Annotated in this window: 19 protein-coding genes and 5 pseudogenes; 17 read left to right on the top strand and 7 right to left on the bottom strand. The window is 59.6% G+C overall.

What is annotated here, in order from left to right:
• Positions 1 to 32: 32 nt before the first annotated feature.
• The gene (locus tag C1J04_RS17935; RefSeq protein ID WP_114865726.1) at positions 33 to 1,472 is read right to left on the bottom strand and encodes a multicopper oxidase family protein; all 1,440 of its coding nucleotides are present in this window, start codon (positions 1,470 to 1,472) and stop codon (positions 33 to 35) included.
• Positions 1,473 to 2,137: 665 nt separating this feature from the next.
• Entirely contained in the window at positions 2,138 to 2,500 is a 363-nt protein-coding gene (locus C1J04_RS17925; protein ID WP_114865724.1) for an STAS/SEC14 domain-containing protein, read from the bottom strand.
• A gap of 98 nt (positions 2,501 to 2,598) precedes the next feature.
• On the opposite strand from C1J04_RS17925, the pseudogene C1J04_RS17920 reads away from it, so the two are divergent.
• A pseudogene (locus C1J04_RS17920) lies at positions 2,599 to 3,404 on the top strand (IS3 family transposase); the annotation flags it as partial.
• A 261-nt stretch (positions 3,405 to 3,665) separates the two neighbouring features.
• Here the strand turns inward: C1J04_RS17920 and C1J04_RS17915 are convergent.
• A pseudogene (locus tag C1J04_RS17915) lies at positions 3,666 to 4,940 on the bottom strand (IS110 family transposase).
• Between the two features lie 137 nt (positions 4,941 to 5,077).
• Between C1J04_RS17915 and C1J04_RS17910 the strand changes: the two are divergent.
• A pseudogene (locus C1J04_RS17910) lies at positions 5,078 to 5,431 on the top strand (integrase core domain-containing protein); the annotation flags it as partial.
• A 23-nt stretch (positions 5,432 to 5,454) separates the two neighbouring features.
• Here the strand turns inward: C1J04_RS17910 and C1J04_RS17905 are convergent.
• The 4 genes from C1J04_RS17905 to C1J04_RS17890 all read right to left on the bottom strand — a co-directional run bounded on the left by C1J04_RS17905 (position 5,455) and on the right by C1J04_RS17890 (position 8,317).
• Positions 5,455 to 6,366 carry a cation diffusion facilitator family transporter gene (locus tag C1J04_RS17905; protein ID WP_114865723.1) on the bottom strand — a complete coding sequence of 304 codons (912 nt, stop codon included), beginning with the start codon at positions 6,364 to 6,366 and terminating at the stop codon, positions 5,455 to 5,457.
• Positions 6,356 to 7,111 carry a transglutaminase-like domain-containing protein gene (locus C1J04_RS17900; protein ID WP_114865767.1) on the bottom strand — a complete coding sequence of 252 codons (756 nt, stop codon included), beginning with the start codon at positions 7,109 to 7,111 and terminating at the stop codon, positions 6,356 to 6,358. The genes C1J04_RS17905 and C1J04_RS17900 overlap by 11 nt, the downstream gene beginning before the upstream one ends.
• A gap of 95 nt (positions 7,112 to 7,206) precedes the next feature.
• The gene (locus C1J04_RS17895) at positions 7,207 to 7,785 is read right to left on the bottom strand and encodes a cation transporter (protein WP_114865722.1); all 579 of its coding nucleotides are present in this window, start codon (positions 7,783 to 7,785) and stop codon (positions 7,207 to 7,209) included.
• Positions 7,786 to 7,888: 103 nt separating this feature from the next.
• Positions 7,889 to 8,317, bottom strand: coding sequence for a MerR family transcriptional regulator (locus C1J04_RS17890; RefSeq protein WP_037941862.1), 429 nt, complete (start codon positions 8,315 to 8,317; stop codon positions 7,889 to 7,891).
• Positions 8,318 to 8,524: 207 nt separating this feature from the next.
• Between C1J04_RS17890 and C1J04_RS17885 the strand changes: the two genes are divergently transcribed.
• From C1J04_RS17885 to C1J04_RS19470, 15 genes and pseudogenes are all read left to right on the top strand, one after another.
• Positions 8,525 to 9,091, top strand: coding sequence for an SCO family protein (locus tag C1J04_RS17885; RefSeq protein ID WP_114865766.1), 567 nt, complete (start codon positions 8,525 to 8,527; stop codon positions 9,089 to 9,091).
• A gap of 5 nt (positions 9,092 to 9,096) precedes the next feature.
• Positions 9,097 to 9,519 carry a disulfide bond formation protein B gene (locus C1J04_RS17880; protein WP_114865721.1) on the top strand — a complete coding sequence of 141 codons (423 nt, stop codon included), beginning with the start codon at positions 9,097 to 9,099 and terminating at the stop codon, positions 9,517 to 9,519.
• Positions 9,516 to 10,165 (top strand): annotated as a pseudogene (locus C1J04_RS17875) (DsbA family protein). The gene C1J04_RS17880 and the pseudogene C1J04_RS17875 overlap by 4 nt, the downstream one beginning before the upstream one ends.
• A 23-nt stretch (positions 10,166 to 10,188) precedes the next feature.
• Positions 10,189 to 10,656 (top strand): copper chaperone PCu(A)C, encoded by a 468-nt coding sequence (locus C1J04_RS17870; protein ID WP_114865720.1) that lies wholly within the window; start codon positions 10,189 to 10,191, stop codon positions 10,654 to 10,656.
• Positions 10,656 to 11,273, top strand: a complete 618-nt coding sequence (locus C1J04_RS17865; protein ID WP_114865719.1) for an SCO family protein — start codon at positions 10,656 to 10,658, stop codon at positions 11,271 to 11,273. The genes C1J04_RS17870 and C1J04_RS17865 overlap by 1 nt, the downstream gene beginning before the upstream one ends.
• Positions 11,270 to 12,643, top strand: coding sequence for a M23 family metallopeptidase (locus tag C1J04_RS17860; RefSeq protein ID WP_114865718.1), 1,374 nt, complete (start codon positions 11,270 to 11,272; stop codon positions 12,641 to 12,643). Before C1J04_RS17865 ends, C1J04_RS17860 begins: the two co-directional genes overlap by 4 nt.
• Before the next feature lie 3 nt (positions 12,644 to 12,646).
• Positions 12,647 to 13,102, top strand: coding sequence for a DUF411 domain-containing protein (locus tag C1J04_RS17855; RefSeq protein WP_037941765.1), 456 nt, complete (start codon positions 12,647 to 12,649; stop codon positions 13,100 to 13,102).
• A 12-nt stretch (positions 13,103 to 13,114) separates the two neighbouring features.
• Positions 13,115 to 13,897, top strand: a complete 783-nt coding sequence (locus C1J04_RS17850; RefSeq protein WP_037941766.1) for a ZIP family metal transporter — start codon at positions 13,115 to 13,117, stop codon at positions 13,895 to 13,897.
• A gap of 28 nt (positions 13,898 to 13,925) precedes the next feature.
• Positions 13,926 to 14,384 carry a signal peptidase II gene (gene lspA / locus C1J04_RS17845; RefSeq protein ID WP_037941767.1) on the top strand — a complete coding sequence of 153 codons (459 nt, stop codon included), beginning with the start codon at positions 13,926 to 13,928 and terminating at the stop codon, positions 14,382 to 14,384.
• 148 nt (positions 14,385 to 14,532) lie between these two features.
• Positions 14,533 to 14,928: an IS66-like element accessory protein TnpA gene (gene tnpA / locus C1J04_RS17840; RefSeq protein ID WP_114865386.1), complete on the top strand. Its 396-nt coding sequence runs from the start codon at positions 14,533 to 14,535 to the stop codon at positions 14,926 to 14,928.
• Complete coding sequence (tnpB, locus tag C1J04_RS17835) at positions 14,925 to 15,275, top strand: IS66 family insertion sequence element accessory protein TnpB (protein ID WP_072630505.1); 351 nt, start codon at positions 14,925 to 14,927, stop codon at positions 15,273 to 15,275. The genes tnpA and tnpB overlap by 4 nt, the downstream gene beginning before the upstream one ends.
• A 59-nt stretch (positions 15,276 to 15,334) precedes the next feature.
• A complete protein-coding gene (tnpC, locus tag C1J04_RS17830) occupies positions 15,335 to 16,975 on the top strand; it encodes an IS66 family transposase (protein WP_114865387.1) in 1,641 nt (546 codons plus the stop codon).
• Complete coding sequence (locus C1J04_RS17825; RefSeq protein WP_114865388.1) at positions 16,972 to 17,574, top strand: plasmid pRiA4b ORF-3 family protein; 603 nt, start codon at positions 16,972 to 16,974, stop codon at positions 17,572 to 17,574. The genes tnpC and C1J04_RS17825 overlap by 4 nt, the downstream gene beginning before the upstream one ends.
• Before the next feature lie 39 nt (positions 17,575 to 17,613).
• A pseudogene (gene lnt, locus C1J04_RS17820) lies at positions 17,614 to 19,113 on the top strand (apolipoprotein N-acyltransferase); the annotation flags it as partial.
• A complete protein-coding gene (locus C1J04_RS19470) occupies positions 19,104 to 19,271 on the top strand; it encodes a hypothetical protein (RefSeq protein ID WP_174226640.1) in 168 nt (55 codons plus the stop codon). The pseudogene lnt and the gene C1J04_RS19470, both read left to right, overlap by 10 nt.
• The last annotated feature ends 17 nt before the right edge of the window (positions 19,272 to 19,288 follow it).

Here is a 19,288-nt window from a genome sequence, read left to right as displayed (position 1 = left end):
CATTCATTTTCATGGTCCTAAGTGTGTGAGTTTCAGGTTTTGGTCGTGCCAGGTTCGACACGGATGACGCCCATCATGCCCGCCGCCTGGTGTTCCAGAATGTGGCAATGGAACATCCAGTCACCGGGATTGTCCGCGGCGAAGGCGATTTCGACCCGTTCTTCGGGTGCCATCAGGACGGTGTCCTGCCATTCGCGATACCGAGTCGGTTGTCCGTTGCGGGCGATCACACGGAACGAATGCCCATGAAAATGGATCGGATGGTGCCAGGCGGTGCGATTATCCATCTCGAACACATGCGATGTGCCGAGCGGCAGGACCAGCAAGGGGTCCATCATGTGACCCGTCGCGGCTTCGCCGTTGATGAACCACATGTTTCCTTCGCGCATCTGGCCCATCATTGACCCCATGCCGCCGCCCATCATCATCTGCCCCATCATTCCGCCGTTGAAGACGATCTGATGTCGCGCGGCCGACGCCATGTCCGGTTCCGCCAGCGGGTTGGGCGGCAGGTCCATCGGCCAATCCGGTACACTGTCCCGCAACTTGTCCGGCCCGTAGGCGAGATCGACCAGACGGTATTCGAGACCCTCGTAGAAGGCATCGGTGACCGTGACGACTTCTCCGGGTTTGCCGGTCATGTCGATCACTAGATCGACACGCATGGCAGGGCCGATCACAACGATATCGCCATCTGGTGCATGAGGGGTCACGGGTTGGCCATCCAGCGCGACGACGACTGGTTCAAAATCTCCAAAATCCAGCCCGAATATCCGCGCGTTCGCCGCGTTGATTAGCCGCAAGCGGATGCGTTCACCGGATTGCACCGCGATGCGTTCGGGTATCTGGCCGTTGATGGTCACGGAATTGCCGATACGACCGCCGTGCATCGCGTCGTGGCGGTTGTCGAAGTCATCCGACAACTGCCCCGCCCGCGTCATGCGCCAGTCGTCCAGCATCCAGGTCAGGTCACGATCCACGCGGATCGGGTCCACCTCCTCGACGATCAGCGGCCCGTAGAGTCCACGTCCGACCTGTTCCGAACTGCGCTGGTGCGGGTGATACCAGAACGTGCCCGCATCCAGTGCATCGAATTCGTACAGGAAATCGCCATCAACCGGGATCGGGTCCTGCGTGAGGAACGGCACTCCGTCCATCGCATTGGGCGTGCGGATGCCATGCCAGTGGATTGTGGTCCCTTCATCTAACCCATTCTGAGCCAAAACCAGCACTCGGTCGCCCTGCCGGACCCTGATTTCAGGGCCGGGGACGGACCCGTTATAGCTCCAGACATTAGTCGGGCCGTATGGTGACGGGCGCAGGGCGGCCTGTCCGGATGCCGCGCGTAGGACGAATGGGTCCCCAGTTGGATCGGCCATCGCCATTCGTGCAGGTGACAGAGCGGATAGGGCTGTTAATGCGGCACCTGTGCGAAGCACGTGCCTTCGTGAAATCGGTCTGTGGAGGATCATCGCATTTGCCTTGATCTGAAAGGGTCGCACTCAGCCAGCTTCGGCCAAGGCAACAATTAGACCTCGCAGCAGGCGAGGCCGGTTTCAGGTTCAGACAGGCAGTTTGGGAGGGAATGGATCAAGCGACGGATTCGTGCCGAGTGAGATCAGAGGTTCGGCACCCCGGACGGCAGTACCAAAAGGCCTCGTGAGCCGCGCTGACGGCATATTGGCAAGGAGGCCAGAAGTACCGCTGGAGCCGCAAGGAACAGGACACCCACCTTCACAGGCAGTGCCCTCAGCAAATCCGGTGGGATAGCACCCGCCGCAACGGCCATCCGCGCTCTCGGAGGGGTCCATCTGCGCCATAGCCGTGACCGACATACTGGCCGACGACACATCCGGCGCAGTCACTGCACCGAAGGTCAGCATGAGAATCAAAACAAGGCGAAAAACGCGGAACATAAACAGTTTTTACAACCTTCCAGTAAGGGGAGGTCAAGCGATATTCTGTAACTTGGACGTGATGTCCCTGTAGCCTCACGATCTTGAGGCGGATGTCATTTCACTCGAATCGCACATCGGCACACAGTACCCGGTTAAAGTCGCTACGTAGTAGGTCCGGATCCGCCAGAAGCATTATTCCATATCCAATTCAGTTAGTCCTTTTCTTGCAGAATCGTTGGCTACCCGTCACGCGCCCACGCAAGTGCGGACTCGGTATCGCTGGATTCGAACCACTGCATCTCGGAGCCCGTCAGTAGGTTGACCACCCGTGCGCCCCATTCCATCCATCTACGTTCTCCGACAACCGCTATACGACGGAAATCGTTCACGTGGGCGGTGTCGATCTTCAGATCTTCCAAGATCGCCGAAGGCTCTTCGTAGCCCTCGAAACTTGTAAGGTCGAGAACCAGACCCGGATTATCGGTTGTTCCAAGACGTTCATGAAGCAGCGCGTGCATTTTCTTGAAGTCTGCCTCTGTCAACTTGCCTTCGCAGACGAGCCCGATGACATCATCATGCTCGGTCAGCGTTTCCTTGAACATTGGTCTTCTCCTTTTCACTTGCGTTGCCGTGATGACCTGCCCCCCGCGAAATCCCTCACCATGATGTAGAGTCTGCCCAACCCTGAAGGAGTAGACGAATGCGGAAGAGCCGTTTTACCGAGGCGCAGATTATTGGGATGATCAAGGAGCAAGAGGCAGGCATGCCGACGGCGGAGGTGTGCCGCAGGCACGGGCTCAGCCCGGCAACGTTCTACAAGCTGAAGTCCAAGTATGGCGGCATGGAGGTGTCGGAGGCCTCGAGGCTGAAGGCGCTGGAGGACGAGAACGCCAAGCTGAAGCGGCTGCTGGCCGATACGATGCTGGACAATGTGGTTCTGAAGGATCTTCTGGGAAAGAACTGACGACGCTGACCAAGCGGCGAGAGGCGGCGCTCAGGGCGCTGCGGGATCACGGCATCTCGCAGCGCCGGGCCTGTCGGCTTGTCGGTGTCGACCCAAAGACAATCCGGCGCGAACGCCCGCCGGACTGCCCTGAGATCCGCAAGGAGATGCAGGAGATCGCCGGAAAGCGGCGCCGGTTCGGCTACCGCCGGATTGGCGTGTTGCTTGAGCGCAAGGGCATGAGAATGAACCACAAGAAACTGTATCCGCTCTACCGGGAAGAAGGGTTGTCAGTGAAGCGGCGGCGCGGCCGCAAGCGGGCCCGTGGAACGCGCTCCCCGATGCCGGTGGCTGCGTACCCCAATGCGCGCTGGTCTCTGGACTTCCTGGCTGACAGCTTCGGCCCATCCCGAAAATTCCGCATCCTGGCAGTGATAGACGATTGCAGCCGCGAAAACCTGTGCCTGATTGCTGACACCAGCATCTCCGGCGCGCGTGTTGCGCGTGAGCTGGATGCGCTGGTGCGGATCTACGGTAAACCCGGATGCATAGTCAGCGACAACGTCCTATGCGCGGAATGATTGGCTGATTTGGCATCAGGTCATTGTCATGTCGAGGTGCCTCGACACGTTCAGAAAGTGCCTCAGTTTGGCGATTTGGTCAACGACAGTCTCTCCCATAACAAACACAGAGTACGCTTTTGCGGCTCTCACCGTCCTTAAGACGAGATCATCGGGTCGCTAACACAGAAGGCCTAAACATTATCTACGAGGTCAGTTGCCTGCCTCCACGGCCCTTACAGAGAAAGGTCCTTCTGCGATCGATCACCCCTCAAAGAAGGGGCGATAGGGCTCGCCATGTTTAATGATCCCGTGAACAGTACGGGCCATTCACTGCCCGACAGGGTATTGCGCAGCAATGTCCCGAAAGGGTGGCGGCGATTGCGGAATACGCCTTTCGGCGCAAATGGGTGTTTTGTCGGTCCTGTGCGATGTAGCGCTCGAACTTATCGCGGAAGCTGTTGGTCCGCTGCAGAATGGCAACCTGACCAGCCATCCACAGGGTGCGGCGCAAGCGGGCATTCCCGTATTTTGACAATTTGGTTTGGCCCCGGAATGTACCCGACTGGATTGTAGCGAGGTCCATTCCGCAGAACTTCAAGAACTGCCGGTGGTGCCCAAAGCGGCGCAAGTCGCCAGCTTCTGCCAGGATGGTCAGGGCGTTGATCGGGCCGATCCCTGGGATTGATGTCAGCAACTGATAGTCAGGCAGATCTTTGAGCAGCGCGACGGCGCGATCTTCAATTTGATTGCGTTGCGCAATGAGACTGCGGCCTTCTCCAAGAACCAAGCGGAACATTCTGATCGCATCAGAATCTGGGGCAACCGGCAACCCCACTGAAGACTTAGCTGTCTCGTAAATATCTGCAAGCAAACGCTCTTTTCGCGACCTTGCGCCCAATGACGTCCCCAAGCATCAGCGGTGAAAGCGGCTTTGCCCATCGCTGTGATCAAATGTGGTGATGGATAACGCTCAAGGAATGCAAAGAACCAATCACTGCGTGAGCTGCGGTAAAACCGATCCGCTTCAGGGAAGTACAGCGGCAGATAATGGGTCAACACCCGGTGCCAAAGTTCAGTCTTCGACTTGGAGACGATATCGTGGGTTTTGGACAACTCTTGAATGTCATTCGTGCCGCATACCAGAGGGTCGTGGTAATATTGCTCGTTTCCGATCTCCATCATATGCAGGATCACTTGCGCGTCCTTTGGGTCATTCTTAGCCCAGCTGTTATTGAGGGCTTCGCGCGTCCGCGCCAAAGCCACTGAGGACACCAGCTTTACCTCAAAGCCAGAAGTTGCCAGATGGTAAGCCAAGGCACGGTGATAATTGCCAGTCGCCTCAAAGGCCACACGAACTGGGCGTCCGTATTCCTTAAGTGCGGTGGCGAGGCGGTTGAAGTCGGCGAGTTCGTTCAAAACTGTTAAGCGACGTCGCCGTTTCTTATCTGGAATAGCGATCAAAACTTCATGCCGGGCCTTGGCGATGTCGATAGCCACCAAAACAGGGGCATCTTGTGCAACAATGATCTTGGTCATAGTCGGTCTCCTTTACGGTGTGGTTTGTACAAAACCACTGTAGGGACCCGAGGCCCGGCTATAACCACCTGCTGCGCTATTTGAAGGCTGCGCAGGCGATCATAGCCTCTCAATCAGCGTTATTCCGAACGTGTTACGGGACAGAGTTCACGAGCCGGGCCATTCTGAGGTGGGCCGATCAGAACGCAATTCCGTGGCACTATATCGACCCAGGGAAGCCGCAGCAGAACGCCTTTATCGAGTCATTCAACGGCAGCCTGCGTGACGAACTGCTGAACGAGGAGATATTTGACACCCTGGACGACGCCCGTCGGAAGCTGGCGCTCTGGCGTTACGATTACAACACCGTCAGGCCACACTCATCGCTCGGGAACAAAACACCGGTCGAAGCGCGCCCGACGCTTGAGCAATTTGAGGGCTCCGCGCCCGGCGCGCTTGCCCAGCACGAAACCGACGACTATCAAGACCAAACCCGCAGACTCTCGTCATGAGCGAGGGACCAGCGGGGGGCAGGTCAGTGACCGTAGAGATCGGCGTTCTGATGAGCGCGATCCTCGTGCTCAAATTCGAGACTGGAATGGCTGATGCCGAACTCTTCCTTCAGCCGCTTCTTGATCGCGCTCTTGATCTCTTCGATCTTCGACCACCCCTCGGCTGCCACGACGACATGACAGTCGAGCGCAGCCTCGTGCTCTTGCATTTGCCAGAGATGGACGTGGTGGACGTCGGCGACGCCTTCGACTTTCCGCATCGCTTCGACGACGGCCTCGTTGTCGATGTCCGGCGGGCTCCCGAGCATCAGGGTTCGGATTGGGCCGCCTATTTCAGTGAAAGACAGATACAGGATGTAGAGCGCGATGCCGATGGTGATGGCAGGATCAACCCAACGCATGTCGTAAAGGATGATCAGTGATCCACCGACGATAACCGCGACCGAAGCAAGCGCGTCCGACAGGTTATGCAGAAAAAGCGCGCGGATGTTCACGCTGCCCTTCTGCATCGAATAGGTCAGCATTGCGGTCAGCGTGTCGACCACAAGCGCAATTCCACCGAGAATGACGACGGTCCAACCCATGACTTCGGGTGGATCAATCATGCGCATGCCGCCTTCGTAGATCAGATAGAAGCCGATCACGATGAGGGTGGTGTAGTTGATCAGGGCCGCGACGATTTCGACCCGGCCATAGCCGAAGGTCATGCGCTCATCGGCCGGGCGGCGCGCGATCTTGCGTGCGGCGAAGGCAATGACAAGCGAGGCCATATCGGAAAAGTTGTGCAGCGCATCGGCGATCAGTGCCAGACTGCCCGAGAATATGCCCCCAACGACTTGCGCAACGGTAAGTAGCCCGTTTGCCCAGATGGCGATGGCAACCCGCCGATCGCCAGAATCCGGATCGATATGCGCGTGCCCATGGTCATGCGGCATTGGCAGGCTCCTCATGCGCGTGTGTCGCGCGTCGGTCAGTCTTGAGGCGGCCGCTGCGGAAACCACGTACGCGCGCATTCATCCAGTGGCGTATGATATGACGGTAAAGGGCACCACGCAGCCATCCAAAGGATTGCTCATGGGACAAATAGAAGGCGTCCGGCGTATCAAACACGCCGAAATCTTGCACGATGCCGGTTGTCTGAATGTAGGTATCTTCTCCGTTCCAGGCAACGGGAGGCGCGCCAAGGCAATCCGTGCCCGCGCCATAACCGCAGAGACTTTCTGTGTCCGAGAATGACGTTTGCAGGACATTGAGGAAAGCGTCATCCAGGATGAAGCCTTCAAGGTTGATCCAGGCACCTTGATATTCGATCTCTACCCATGAGTGGAGAATTTCCTGCGGAGCAAGCGGATACACCAGCTTAGGGACAACACCGCGCTGCAAGCTTTTGTGGATCTTAAACCCATGCAACCGGCAACGAATGCCGACACCACGCAGCAGCGCCATCAAGAGCGTGCCTTTGGTATTGCACTGCCCGTAGCCGTCGGAAAGCACTTCGGATGCGGGGATGTCGTCAGCTCGATTGTATCCGAACGCGATTTCATTCCGAACGAAATCATAGGCAGCTCCGATCTGATCGTATTCGGATAAGCCGCGCCAGCTGCGGTTCTCAATTAGATGCGCAAGAGGCGCGGCATCAAAATTCAGTAGTTTGGTGGGTACAAGTAGGGGGTCGGTCATCTGCAACGGGTCGCTCCTCGAATCGTCTTGGAACAAGACTAATTGCTATAGTCACTGTAGCTTCAATCCTTTCTTTCAGAAAGAATCTCCCGCATTTACTTTCCCGTATGAACTGATTTGTGGTGTTCGCCGTGTGCGTCGCGCAGAATATCGATACCTCCCCAGGCCGCGATCCCGGCGACAATCACGCCGACGACGAGGTCCGGCCAGTTGGTTCCTAGCCAGGCGACGAGGCCACCGGCCACGACGATTCCGAGGTTCGCGGCGAAATCGTTGTAACTGAAGGTGTTGGCCGCGCGGATGTTGACGTCCGGATCCTTGAGCTTAGCGAGCAGCCAGACGCAGACTGCGTTGATGGCCGCAGCAATCAGGGCCATGGCGATCATGATCGTCCCGAGCGGATCTGACCCGCCGATGTAGCGGCGCCACGCATCGTAGAGGATGCCTGCAGCGAACAGGATCAGCAGCCCACCGGAAACATTCGCCGCCCCGCGTTTCCATTTGTCGGATCGGGACAAAGCGAAAAGGCTGATCGCGTAGACGAAGCTGTCGGAGAGGTTATCGAGCCCGTTGGCGATCAGGGCACTTGAGTCGCCGAAGGCGCCTGTTGCGAAAAAGGCCACGGCCAAACCGATATTGAGCGCCAGAACGATCCAAAGCGTCCGTCTCTCCATTGAATCTTGTCTAGCGGCCATTTTGTGGTTCCAGCTTGTGTTGTACGACACATTAACTTCTGCGGCTGATCTGCGTTCCAGCCGGAATGTTGGCTGAATTCCTTCAGGCCCCGATTTCCTCGTGCTCGGTCAGGCATTCCGAATGGTCCCGCAACACCTCAAGCACCTTGCAATCTCCCATCCGCCCGCCGCTGCATTCGTGAACCATGCGTTTCAGTTCCGTGCGCAGCGCCTTCAGGCGGGCCATGCGCTGCTCCACCTGTTTGAGCTGCCGGCGCGCGATCGCATCGGCTTCGTCACAGGGTCGGTTGGGATGGTCGCTGAGGTCGAGCAGCTCGCGGATCGCATCGAGCGAGAAACCGAGTTGTCGCGAATGGCGGATGAAGGATAGTCGGTCGAGCTGTGCATTGTCGTAGCGCCTCTGTCCGCCTTCGGTCCTGCCAGGTTCGGGCATGAGCCCAATCTGTTCGTAGTACCGGATGGTCTGCACCTTTGTGCCGGTCTTCTTTGACAGGGTACCGATCGTGAGCATTTTCGCCTCCATGAAAAAGATACAGTTTGTGTAGGTTTTGCCGTCGGAATAAACAAGTGCCGGATTCACAGACGCGTGAGTTCAAGCTATACCATGATTTCGTGCTTGAACCTCTAGCGGCTAGAGGATGTATCCGCACATGCAATAAGAATCACAAACAGGCGCACAGGATTGTCCCTTACATCGGCACAGAAATTTCTTTGGGTTTTGGCAGGCGTGGCAGCGCTTGCCTTCGTATGGCTTTTGCTCTGGTCTGACTATCGTGCCGACAGCGCCCGAACTGACGCCGAGCCGCCTTTTTTCGCTGAATTCGAACTGACAGATCACCGGGGTATGGTTCAAACCGAGGAGGACTTTGCGGGGCGCTGGATGCTGGTGTTTTTCGGCTTTACCAACTGCCCCGATGTCTGCCCGACGACCCTATCTGAGGTCGCGGCGGTGATGGACGGTCTGGGCGACGATGCCGCCGAGGTCCAGCCGATTTTCATAACAATCGACCCTGAACGAGACACGCCCCCAGCACTCGCCAAATACGTCCCGCTGTTCGATGCGGGCATCATTGGGCTGACGGGCACGCCGGAACAGATCGCCGCCACGTCCGAGACGTTTCCAATCTTCTTTGAGCGCGTCGAAGAGGCCGCAGCGCCGGATGGGTACACCATGGGCCACACGTCGCATCTGTTCCTCTTCGACCCCGAGGCAGGCTTCGCCGACTCGTGGCCCTACGGCACCTCCGCCGAAGAGATCCTCGCCGATCTGGAAGAGAGGATTTGACCGACATGAACCGTATGTTCGGAGAAACAGCCCTCGGGCTGGCGTGGATCATCGCGCTCGTCGCCTCGCTTGCCGTGCTTTTTATCGGCGAGGTGCTGGGGCAGACGCCCTGTGTGCTGTGCTGGTTCCAGCGCGCCTTCATGTTCCCCTTGGCCATTATCCTCGGGCTGGGCCTGTGGTGGCGGGACGGCCGTGTGGGGCGCTACGGCATCGCATTGGCGCTTGGCGGCGGCGCAGTCGCCCTGTGGCACATGGGGCTGTACGTCGGTCTTGTTCCCGAACGCATCCAGCCCTGCACGGCCACCGGCCCCTCTTGCACCGATGACAACCAACTGGTCTTCGGCGTCCCTATCCCGCTGATGGCGCTCGTCGCCTTCGCGCTGATCGGGGCGCTGTCGGCCCTTTCATTGAAGGACACACGAACATGAACCGACGCGGCCTGATCCTGTCCGTTCTCGCCCTCGGCGTCGCCGGTTTCGGCGGAGCCACCTGGTTTGCAACCCGCCCCGGCCCGGTGGCCGAAGCGGAGCCTGTTGCTCCGGAACTTGCTGAGGCGATGATCCGCCCATCCTCGGACCTGCGGAGGCGCCCGTCACGATCGTCGAATTCTTCGATCCGGCCTGCGAGGCCTGTCGCGCCTTTCATCCCATCGTGAAGGACATCATGGCCGAGCATGGGGATGCTGTCCGCGTCGTGATCCGCTACACGCCCTTCCACGGCGCGGCATCCGAGGAAGCGATCCGCGTGCTCGAGGCGGCGCGCATGCAGGACGTTTACGTGCCGGTGCTTGAGGCCGTTCTGCGGGAACAGCCGAGATGGGCGTCGCACGGTGCCCCGGCGCCTGGCCTAATCCTTCAGATCGCCGCCACGGCCGGACTCGATGCCGAGGCCGCGCGCACGCAAATGCTGGCACCCGATGTCGTGGCGATCCTGAACCAGGATCGTGCTGACGTCGAGACCGTGGGAATTCGCCAGACGCCCACATTCTTCGTGAACGGCATGCCGCTCGATCCATTCGGAGAGGCAGAATTGCGTCGTCTGGTGGCTGCCGAAGTCGCTGCCGCGCAAAGCTGAATGGAAAGGGCAGGATCAGAACGATGAAAAAGTATATTTTGACCAGCACACTGGCGGCGCTTTTGACCCTTGGAGGGTTCTCAGCGCCCGCGCTGGCCGGACCCGAGGATGTTGTCGTCGAGAACGCGTGGTCCCGCGCCTCCATCGGGATGAACCGTCCCGGGGCCGCTTACATGACGATCCGCAACACTGGCGACGAGCCAGTGACGCTGACCGGCCTTGCCACACCGCTCGCGATGATGCCCGAAATCCACGAGACGAAGACAAATGCCGAAGGTCTAAGTTCCATGAGCCCGGCGGGGGAGATCGCGATCGCCCCGGGCGAGAGCGTCGCGCTCGAACCGGGGGGCCTGCACGCAATGCTGATGCGGCTACAAGAACCGATGACGGAAGGGGACACCTTTCCGCTGACCCTGCTTTTCGACGACGGAGGCGAAGTGACGGTCGAGGTGCCGATCCTCGGAATAGCCGCGCGGGGGCCAGAGGACTGATGCGGCGACGGGCGATCTTGGGGTACGGCGCGGCTGGTGTCGGGGCGGTCGCCCTGATGCTCTTCGTCGGTTGGTGGCAGGTCGATGGACCGGAACCTGTCTGGCAGCGGCCTGTCGCCCTGACCGAGATGGATTTCCGTCTGACGGATCATGAGGGCAACGCGGTCGGGCCAGAAACCCTGATCGGTCGCCCGACGATGGCGTTCTTCGGCTTCACCTACTGTCCCGATGTCTGCCCGACCACGCTCTCGGACATTTCGGGATGGCTCGACGATCTGGGAGACGAGGCCGACGAGATGAACGTGGTTTTCATCACGGTCGATCCCGAGCGCGACACTGTCGAAACGATGGCCGAATATGTCGGCTACTTCCATCCTGGGATACGTGGCTGGACGGGACCGGAAGAGCAGATCGCGCGCGTCGCGGACGGCTTCCGCGCCACCTACGTGCGGGTGCCGATGGAAAGCGGCGATTACACGATGAACCACACCGCGAGCGTCTTCCTATTCGCAGCCTCTGGGCGGTTCGTCACCATGATCGACTATCACGAACCCAGAGAATTCGCGGTGCCGAAAATTCGCCGCGCGCTGGCAGAAGAAATGGAGGGGGCGACATGAGGCTCAGAACTTTGGCGGCTTGTGTCGCAATTGCGGGGACGGTTTCGGGAGCGGCTATCGCCATCTCTGATTTCATGTCGAAAGAACCCGCGCCACCGGAACTTGCTCAGGCAGGTGGCTGGATGCCCCAAGGTCCTGAAGCCTTTAGAAACGTTGACATCCTCGTGACGCTGCCCGCGACGGCATGGGCAGAGGATGCACCCGACCTCGGCCCCCTACCCCTTCTGCAGGTCGCGTTTGCCGACAGGCCGGTAAGGGCGATCGAGCCACCGTTGTCGACGTGGTCGCGCGACATTGCACCTGGCGAGACGCTCGATTTCTTGCTGTCCGAAGCTGGACTTGCGGCACCTGACAGAGCCGAAGTTGCCTTCGCGCTTGGCGCGGAATACGATCTGCGACGGCTGCGGCCTGGGCACTCGGTCACTGTCGCTTCGACCGTGGACGGCAGCCCCCGCATCGTCTCACTCGCCGTCGAGGACGGAGTGCGGATCGAGGTGGTTTTCGGCGAGCAGTTGTCCACGCAGGTCGTGGCTCCGGATCCGGAGATCTTAACCCTTGCCGGCGAAGCCGTGATCGACAGCTCGATCTTCGCGGCACTCGACGAAGCCGGCATACCCGCCCGTTTTTCGGTGGACCTTGCGCAGATGCTGGGTGGGACCGTGGATTTCCGCCGCGAGATGGCCGGTGGCGAGACACTAAGGCTTCTCTGGCGCGAGGCGCGGGTCGGCGAGGACAGGATCGGACAACCCGATCTTGCCTTCGCGGCATTGGAGATCGGCGGTTCGCTCTATGAGATCGTATGGCCTGACGACGGAAGCGGTCAGGCGACGATCTACGTCGATGGCGAGGTGCTGCGCGTCTTCGCACAGCCGGTCGAGGGTGCGCGCCTCAGCTCGGTGTTCGGGCGCCGAACGCATCCGGTCTTTGGCAACGTCCGGATGCACACCGGCGTCGATTTCGCAGCGGCACGTGGGACACCGGTTCAAGCGACGGCACCGGGGCGGGTCAATTTCATCGGCTGGCGCGGCGGATATGGTCGCGTGGTCGAAATCTTGCACGGCTCCGACACCATGACGCGCTACGCGCATCTGAGCGCCGTGCCGGAAGACCTGGCACAAGGCCAACGCGTTGCGGCGGGAGATGTGATCGGCCGCGTCGGCGCGACTGGCACGGCGACAGGTCCGAACCTGCACTACGAAGTTCTCGTGGATGGGCGCCCGACTGACCCCCTCTCTGACAACCGGCTCGCCGAAGCAGCAGAGAGCGAAGCGGATGATACCGCCGCGCTCTACCGCCTGGCCGAGGCGCGCGCGCTTCTGAATGAAAACCTCGGCAGCGAGATTGCCAAAACGACAACCGAAAGGCTCTGACCCATGAAACGTATGACCCAAGCTCTTGCCATCACGCTCGCCCTGTTCCCGGCGGCACAGGCCCTCGCAGAGGCAACGGCGATCGACGTCCGCAAGACGAACGGTTGCGGCTGCTGCCTCTCGTGGATGAACCATCTCGAAGAAAACGGGTTTGCGCCGAAGGGCGAGAACATGTTCGGTGGGGCGCTGGTTCGCTTCAAGCTCGACAACGGCGTGCCGCAGCGCATGGTCTCCTGCCACACCGCGCTCATTGATGGCTACGTGATCGAAGGCCATGTCCCAGCCGCTGACATCCGCCGCCTTCGCGAGGAGCGCCCGGACGCCGTCGGCCTCGCCGTTCCGGGGATGCCCTACGGCTCGCCCGGCATGGGGCCAGAAGACGACCGCGAGGCCTATGATGTCTTCCTCATCCGCAAGGACGGGTCGACGGAAGTCTTTTCGAGCTACGCCGAAGGATAATCTGGCCCGCCCATGGAAAATCTGTCTCCGATAACGCTCGGCTTTCTCGGAAGTCTCGCCGCCGGTTCGCTCACAGCAGTCGGAGCAGCTCCCGTGCTGTTCGGGCGCATCCCGTCTCGGGCCACGCGCGATCTGTCGCTCGGCTTCGCCGCCGGTGTCATGCTGTCAGCCTCGTTCTTTTCGCTGATCATCCCGGCATTGGATGCGGCAGAGCCAATATTCGAAAACGGCGCGATGCCTGCGGCCATCGTATGCGTCTCGATCCTTCTGGGCATGGGGGCTGTCGCGCTGATGAACGAAAAGCTGCCGCACGAGCACTTCAAGACAGGACGCGAAGGGCCCGAAGCGGCGTCTCTGCGGCGGGTCTGGCTGTTCATCATCGCGATCACGATCCACAACTTCCCCGAAGGCCTCGCGGTCGGGGTCGGCTTCGGATCCGGAGGTATAGAGGGCGGTCTGCCGCTTGCTGTCGGCATCGGGCTTCAGAATGCGCCCGAAGGATTGGCCGTTGCTGTATCTCTGCTGGGCGAGGGATATCCGAAGCTGCGCGCCTGGAGCATCGCGGCGCTAACGGGCATGGTCGAGCCGATTGGCGGCCTGTTCGGGGCCGGGATCATCACACTGTCGGAACCGCTGCTTCCATGGGGACTGGCCTTTGCCGCGGGAGCGATGCTCTACGTCATCAGCCACGAAATCATCCCCGAAACCCATCGCAGCGGCCATCAGAACAGGGCGACGCTCGGTCTCGCAGTCGGGCTCGTTCTGATGCTGTTCCTTGATGTCTGGTTGGGATGAGGCAATGTCACTAAACAAGGTATCTCCGATGATCGGCGTCTTCGCAGCACTTGCTGCGTTCGCGATTGATCAGATCACCAAAGCCATTGTTGTTGCGAATGCCGCCACTTTAAGCGCCGGGATTTCCGTGTTTCCGGGATTCAACCTCGTCTTTTATCGTAATGACGGCGTGACTTTCGGGATGCTGGGCGGCGCTCCGTGGTGGAGCCTAATCGCTCTCGCTCTTGCCATCTGTGTTTGGCTAGGGGTTATGCTGTTTCGCGCCGAAAATGCGGTCGAAACACTTGCCTATGGCGCGATCATTGGCGGAGCCCTGGGCAATGTCATCGATCGTGTGCGGTATCGGGCTGTAACAGACTTTCTCGATTTCTACATTGGCACAACACATTGGCCTGCCTTCAACTTGGCCGATGTATTTGTCGTCAGTGGCGTGGGGCTCTTGCTCGCCGCGGCATGGATCAGCGCGCGGCGTTCGATCAAGTCGTGAAGCCGGAAATTCTGAACCGCATCGCTCTGCGCCACCGTTTTCTTTCGCGGATGACGCTTGGTTTCGTCGCCGGGGCGCTGACCGTTCGTAAACCTCCGCCGAGGGCCGTCTGGCTGCTGGGCTGTGAGATCGTTTATCGAGTGTCCTTATGGACGCACACGAAGACACCCCCCGCATTCAAGTTTTGTCGGTCTCTGATACCGGCCGTCGCCGCCGCTGGACGGATGACGAGAAAGTCCGGATCGTTGAGGAAAGCTTTGGCGACGGCGTGACAGTGGCTGAGGTTGCACGACGCCATGATGTTTCGCGGTCTCAGCTTTACGATTGGCGTTATCGCCATAAGAATGGATTGCTTGGTTCTGGCCCGCAATTTTTGCGGGTTATGAAGATCGAAGATGCTTCTGATGGCTCTGACACTGCGCCAGCGCCACAAGTTCCTGTCATGACTATTGATCTTGGCCCGCGGTGTCGTGTGGCGATCCCGTCAGGTTTTGACATGGAAGCTGCTGCGCATCTGCTCAACGGCTTGATGGTGCGGTCATGATCGCGTTTCCGGCTGGAACGAAGGTGTGGATTGCAGGCGGTGTGACGGATATGCGCCGAGGCATGAACACTTTGGCGCTGACAGTGCAACAGGGGCTTGGGCGTGATCCGCATGCGGGTGAGATATTTTGCTTTCGAGGCCGCAAGGGTGACCTGGTGAAGCTGCTCTGGCATGACGGGGTGGGCATGTCGTTATATTTGAAGCGTCTTGAAGCGGGGAAGTTCATCTGGCCGGTGAGCCAAGACGGGACGGCTGTTGCTATATCTGCGGCGCAGTTGGGCTATCTTCTTGAGGGGATCGATTGGCGTAATCCACGCTGGACACAAAGACCCAAAGCGGCTGGATAATTTGTGCTGAAACGCCTGTTTTTATTGGCGTTTAACAGCTTCTGTGGTAAATATTTGCCATGTCCGACGCCGCTTCCGAAATCGCCAGATTAAGCACTGCACTTGCCGCGCAGACCGCCCGAGCGCAGGCTGCGGAAGCCGAATTGGCGCAGGCCCGCGCCTTGGCCTCCTGCACGGACGCAATGATCCAAGAATTAAAGTTGGAGATCGCCAAGCTGCGGCGCGACAAATACGGCATTTCCTCCGAGCGTCGCACGCGGCTGATTGATCAGCTGGAATTGCAGCTTGAGGAATTGGAAGCGGCCGCAACGGAGGATGCGCTGGCGGCTGAGCAGGCTGCGGACAAGGCGAGCGCCGTGCGTGCCTTCACGCGACGCAAGCCCGTGCGCAAACCGTTCCCCGATCACTTGCCCCGCGAGCGGGTTGTCGTCGAAGCACCTGCCGCCTGCACCTGCTGTGGCTCGGACCGGATCGTAAAGATGGGTGAAGATGTCACCGAGACGCTGGAGGTGATCCCCCGCCAGTGGAAGGTGATCCAGACGGTCCGCGAGAAGTTCACTTGCCGAGCTTGCGAGAAGATCAGCCAACCGCCGGCCCCGTTCCATGCCATTCCGCGCGGCTGGGCCGGGCCGCAACTGATCGCGATGATCGCCTTCGACAAGTATGGACAACATCAACCGTTGAACCGGCAATCCGAGCGCATTGCACGGGAGGGAGTTGATCTGAGCCTGTCCACCTTGGCTGATCTGATCGGCCATGCCTGTGTGGCGCTGACCCCCATTCATGCGTTAATCGCGCGCCACGTGCTGGATGCTGGCCGTTTGCATGGTGACGATACCACCGTGCCGCTACTGGCGCGTGGTGGCGCAAAGACGGCGCGACTGTGGACCTATGTGCGCGACGATCGACCCTGGGATGGGGGTGCGCCACCTGCCGCACTCTTCCACTTCTCAACAGATCGCCGGAAAGAACACCCGACACGGCATCTGGCCGAATGGCACGGTGTTCTTCAGTCGGACGTGTATGGCGGCTACAATGATTTGTATCTCGCAGATCGTAGTCCGGGCCCAGTCCGTAGTGCGCTGTGTTGGAGCCACGCAAGACGCAAGTTCTTTGAACTGGCCGACATCAAGGCCATAGCCCGCAAGGGTAAAAAAGTAGCAAAAGAAATCTCGCCCATCGCGCTGGACGCTGTGACGCGGATTGATGCGATCTTTGCGGCCGAGCGTGACATCACCGGCCTGTCAGATGCAGCGCGTCATGAAGCTCGCCAGCAGTGGGTAGCGCCGATGGTCAATGATCTGCATGATTGGATGCTGGCCGAGCGGGCTCGGATGTCAAAGCACAACCCTGTTGCCAAGGCGATCAACTACATGCTCGAGGGCACAGGTCGCTGGGAAGCCTTCACCGCATTCCTTGATGACGGGCGCCTCTGCCTCACGAACAATGCCGCCGAACGGGCGCTCAGAGGGATCGCATTGGGCAGAAAGTCATGGCTTTTTGCAGGGTCTGAACGCGGTGGCGACAGGGCAGCCTTCATGTATACCCTCATCGTCACGGCAAAAATGAACGACATTGACCCGCAGGCATGGATGGCAGACGTCTTGGCGCGACTGCCCGATATGCCTGTGTCTCGCTTGCCAGAGCTGTTGCCCTGGAATTGGAAGGCCGCCATGGAATTGAAGAGGATTGCTGCATGACGCTGGTCGCGCGCATCAAGGTCACATTGTCCGATGTCGAGCCTCAGGTGCTTCGACGCTTTGATGTGCCCCTCAAGATCAAGCTGAACCGCCTGCATGATGTGATCCAGGCTGCCATGGGATGGACCGACAGTCACCTGTATGAGTTCAGGGCCGGCGGCAGCGGCTGGGGCGTGCCAGATCCAGATGGTTTTTACGATGGCCCGATGCCCGCCAGCAAAACCAGCCTGCTTGACGTGATCGAAGATGTGGGAACCAAGACCATCCATTACATCTATGACTTTGGCGACAACTGGCACCACGTGATCAAGATCGAGAAAATCGATGGCTCTATCGCGGGCGCCACCTATCCGCGCCTCGTCAGGGCCATAGGGGCTTGTCCGCCGGAAGACGTCGGCGGCTTCCCCGGTTACGCGGACTTCCTGGACGCCATCGCCGACCCCAAGCACGAAGAACACGGCCAGATGCTGGAATGGTATGGGGGACAGTTCGACCCGGATGAGGCAGAGATCGGCCGCATCCTCGATAGCTTCGAGCGTCTTGCCAAAAAATGGGCACCGAAGCCGCGTAAACCAAAAGCCGCACCCAAACCCCTCTGATCAATACGGCGCGCCCACGGCCTTCGCCGAAGGCTTACGACCGTTCTGACTTTCCCGCCTTTCTCGCTTCTCTTGCTTGTTCCCATTGCCTATTCCGCGTTGTTTGTCGGTCTTCGCGATCTCTCCTTCGGGCGCGCTTTCCTCGTCGGCTGGGCGTTTGGTCTTGGCCAGTTCGGTTTCGGGATTTCGTGGATCGCGGAAAGTTTCTACGTCGAGGCCGAGCGGTTTGGGACGATGGCGATCCCGGCGGTCGCGGGATTGTCCGCAGGTCTCGCGATTTTCCCAGCCATTGCCGCCGCGCTTTTTGCCGAAATCGCGCGGCGCGGAGCCATGGGCAGTCTCTTGGCCTGCCTCCTGTTCGCGACCTCCTGGACCGCTGCCGAGTGGTTGCGAGGTCACGTTTTGACAGGACTTCCGTGGAACCTCGCCAGCTACGCTCTGGTCGATTACGCCGCTTTTCGCCAGCCCACCGCCTGGGTCGGAAGCTATGGGTTAAGCTTTCTCACCGTGTTCGTTGCGGTACTCCCCGGCGCGGCTGCCATGGCGTCCGGGCGGCAACGATTGACCATTTCGCTCATGGCGCTGGCCAGCATAGCGACGATGTGGGCTGTCGGCACGCTTCGCCTCCAGTCGGATGCACAACAGCCACCCGGTGTCGATTTGCGCATCGTCCAGGGCAACATTCCACAAGAGGAGAAATGGGCGCCCGAGAACCGCGAGGCGACCTTCGCGCGCTATCTTGAGCTTTCAACCCGGCGCGGCGATTTCGACGTTCTTCTCTGGCCGGAAACCGCCTTTCCGGGTTTCCTCGATGAGGATACGGAGGCGCAGGCCCGCATTGCCGCTGCGCTACCGGAAGGCAGCGTGCTGCTCACCGGGGTGCCGGACCGTGTACGGAGTGAGGATGGGATCCAATATTTCAACACGGTTCAGGCATTTGACGAGACCGGCGAGATCCTGACCGGATACGCGAAACACCATCTCGTACCCTTCGGCGAATATGTGCCATTCCGCGGCTGGTTGCCGATCGAGCGGCTCACGGCGGGGCTGGGCGACTTTACGCCCGGACCGGGCCCACGAACGCTTGCGCTTCCGGGTGTGCCGCTGGTCGCCGTGGCGATCTGCTATGAGATCATCTTCCCAGGGCATGTGGTCGACGACCTGTTCCGGCCGGACTGGATTTTCAACGCGACCAACGATGCTTGGTTCGGAACCAGAATTGGACCGGAGCAGCACCTCGCCTCCGCACGCATGCGCGCTGTCGAGGAAGGGCTTCCCATCGTCCGGGCCGCAAACACAGGGATCTCCGCGATCATCGACGCAAACGGTGACCTCGTCGCGCGGCTCGGCAACGGAGAAACCGGTGTCATAGATGCGGCTCTGCCCTCTGCTCATCCGTCAACCCTCTATGCGCGCTTCGGCGACTGGGCGCTGCTGGCTCTCATCTTCACTACTTGGGCCGTGGGACTGGCTGCAGATCTGGTCGGCACACACCGGTGCAACAAGAGAACAAGAACGGAGAAAAAGTCATGCTGGTAATCGCGGGCATTGTCGCGGGTGCGATCTGGGGTGGATATCTGGCGCGACACCGAAAAGGAAACCGGCTGGATATCCTCCAGTATGCGGCAAGTTCGGCGATCGCCTTCGGTCTTCTCACCTATTTCATATCGGTGGTCCTCTTGCGCATCTTTTTTTAAGAAAGGTTTCGAAACAG

It is taken from the genome of Sulfitobacter sp. SK025 (assembly GCF_003352105.1).
Classification (GTDB): domain Bacteria; phylum Pseudomonadota; class Alphaproteobacteria; order Rhodobacterales; family Rhodobacteraceae; genus Sulfitobacter; species Sulfitobacter pontiacus.
The sequence above is the reverse complement of the archived record's forward strand: the minus strand, read 5'-3'. Positions and strand labels throughout refer to the sequence as shown.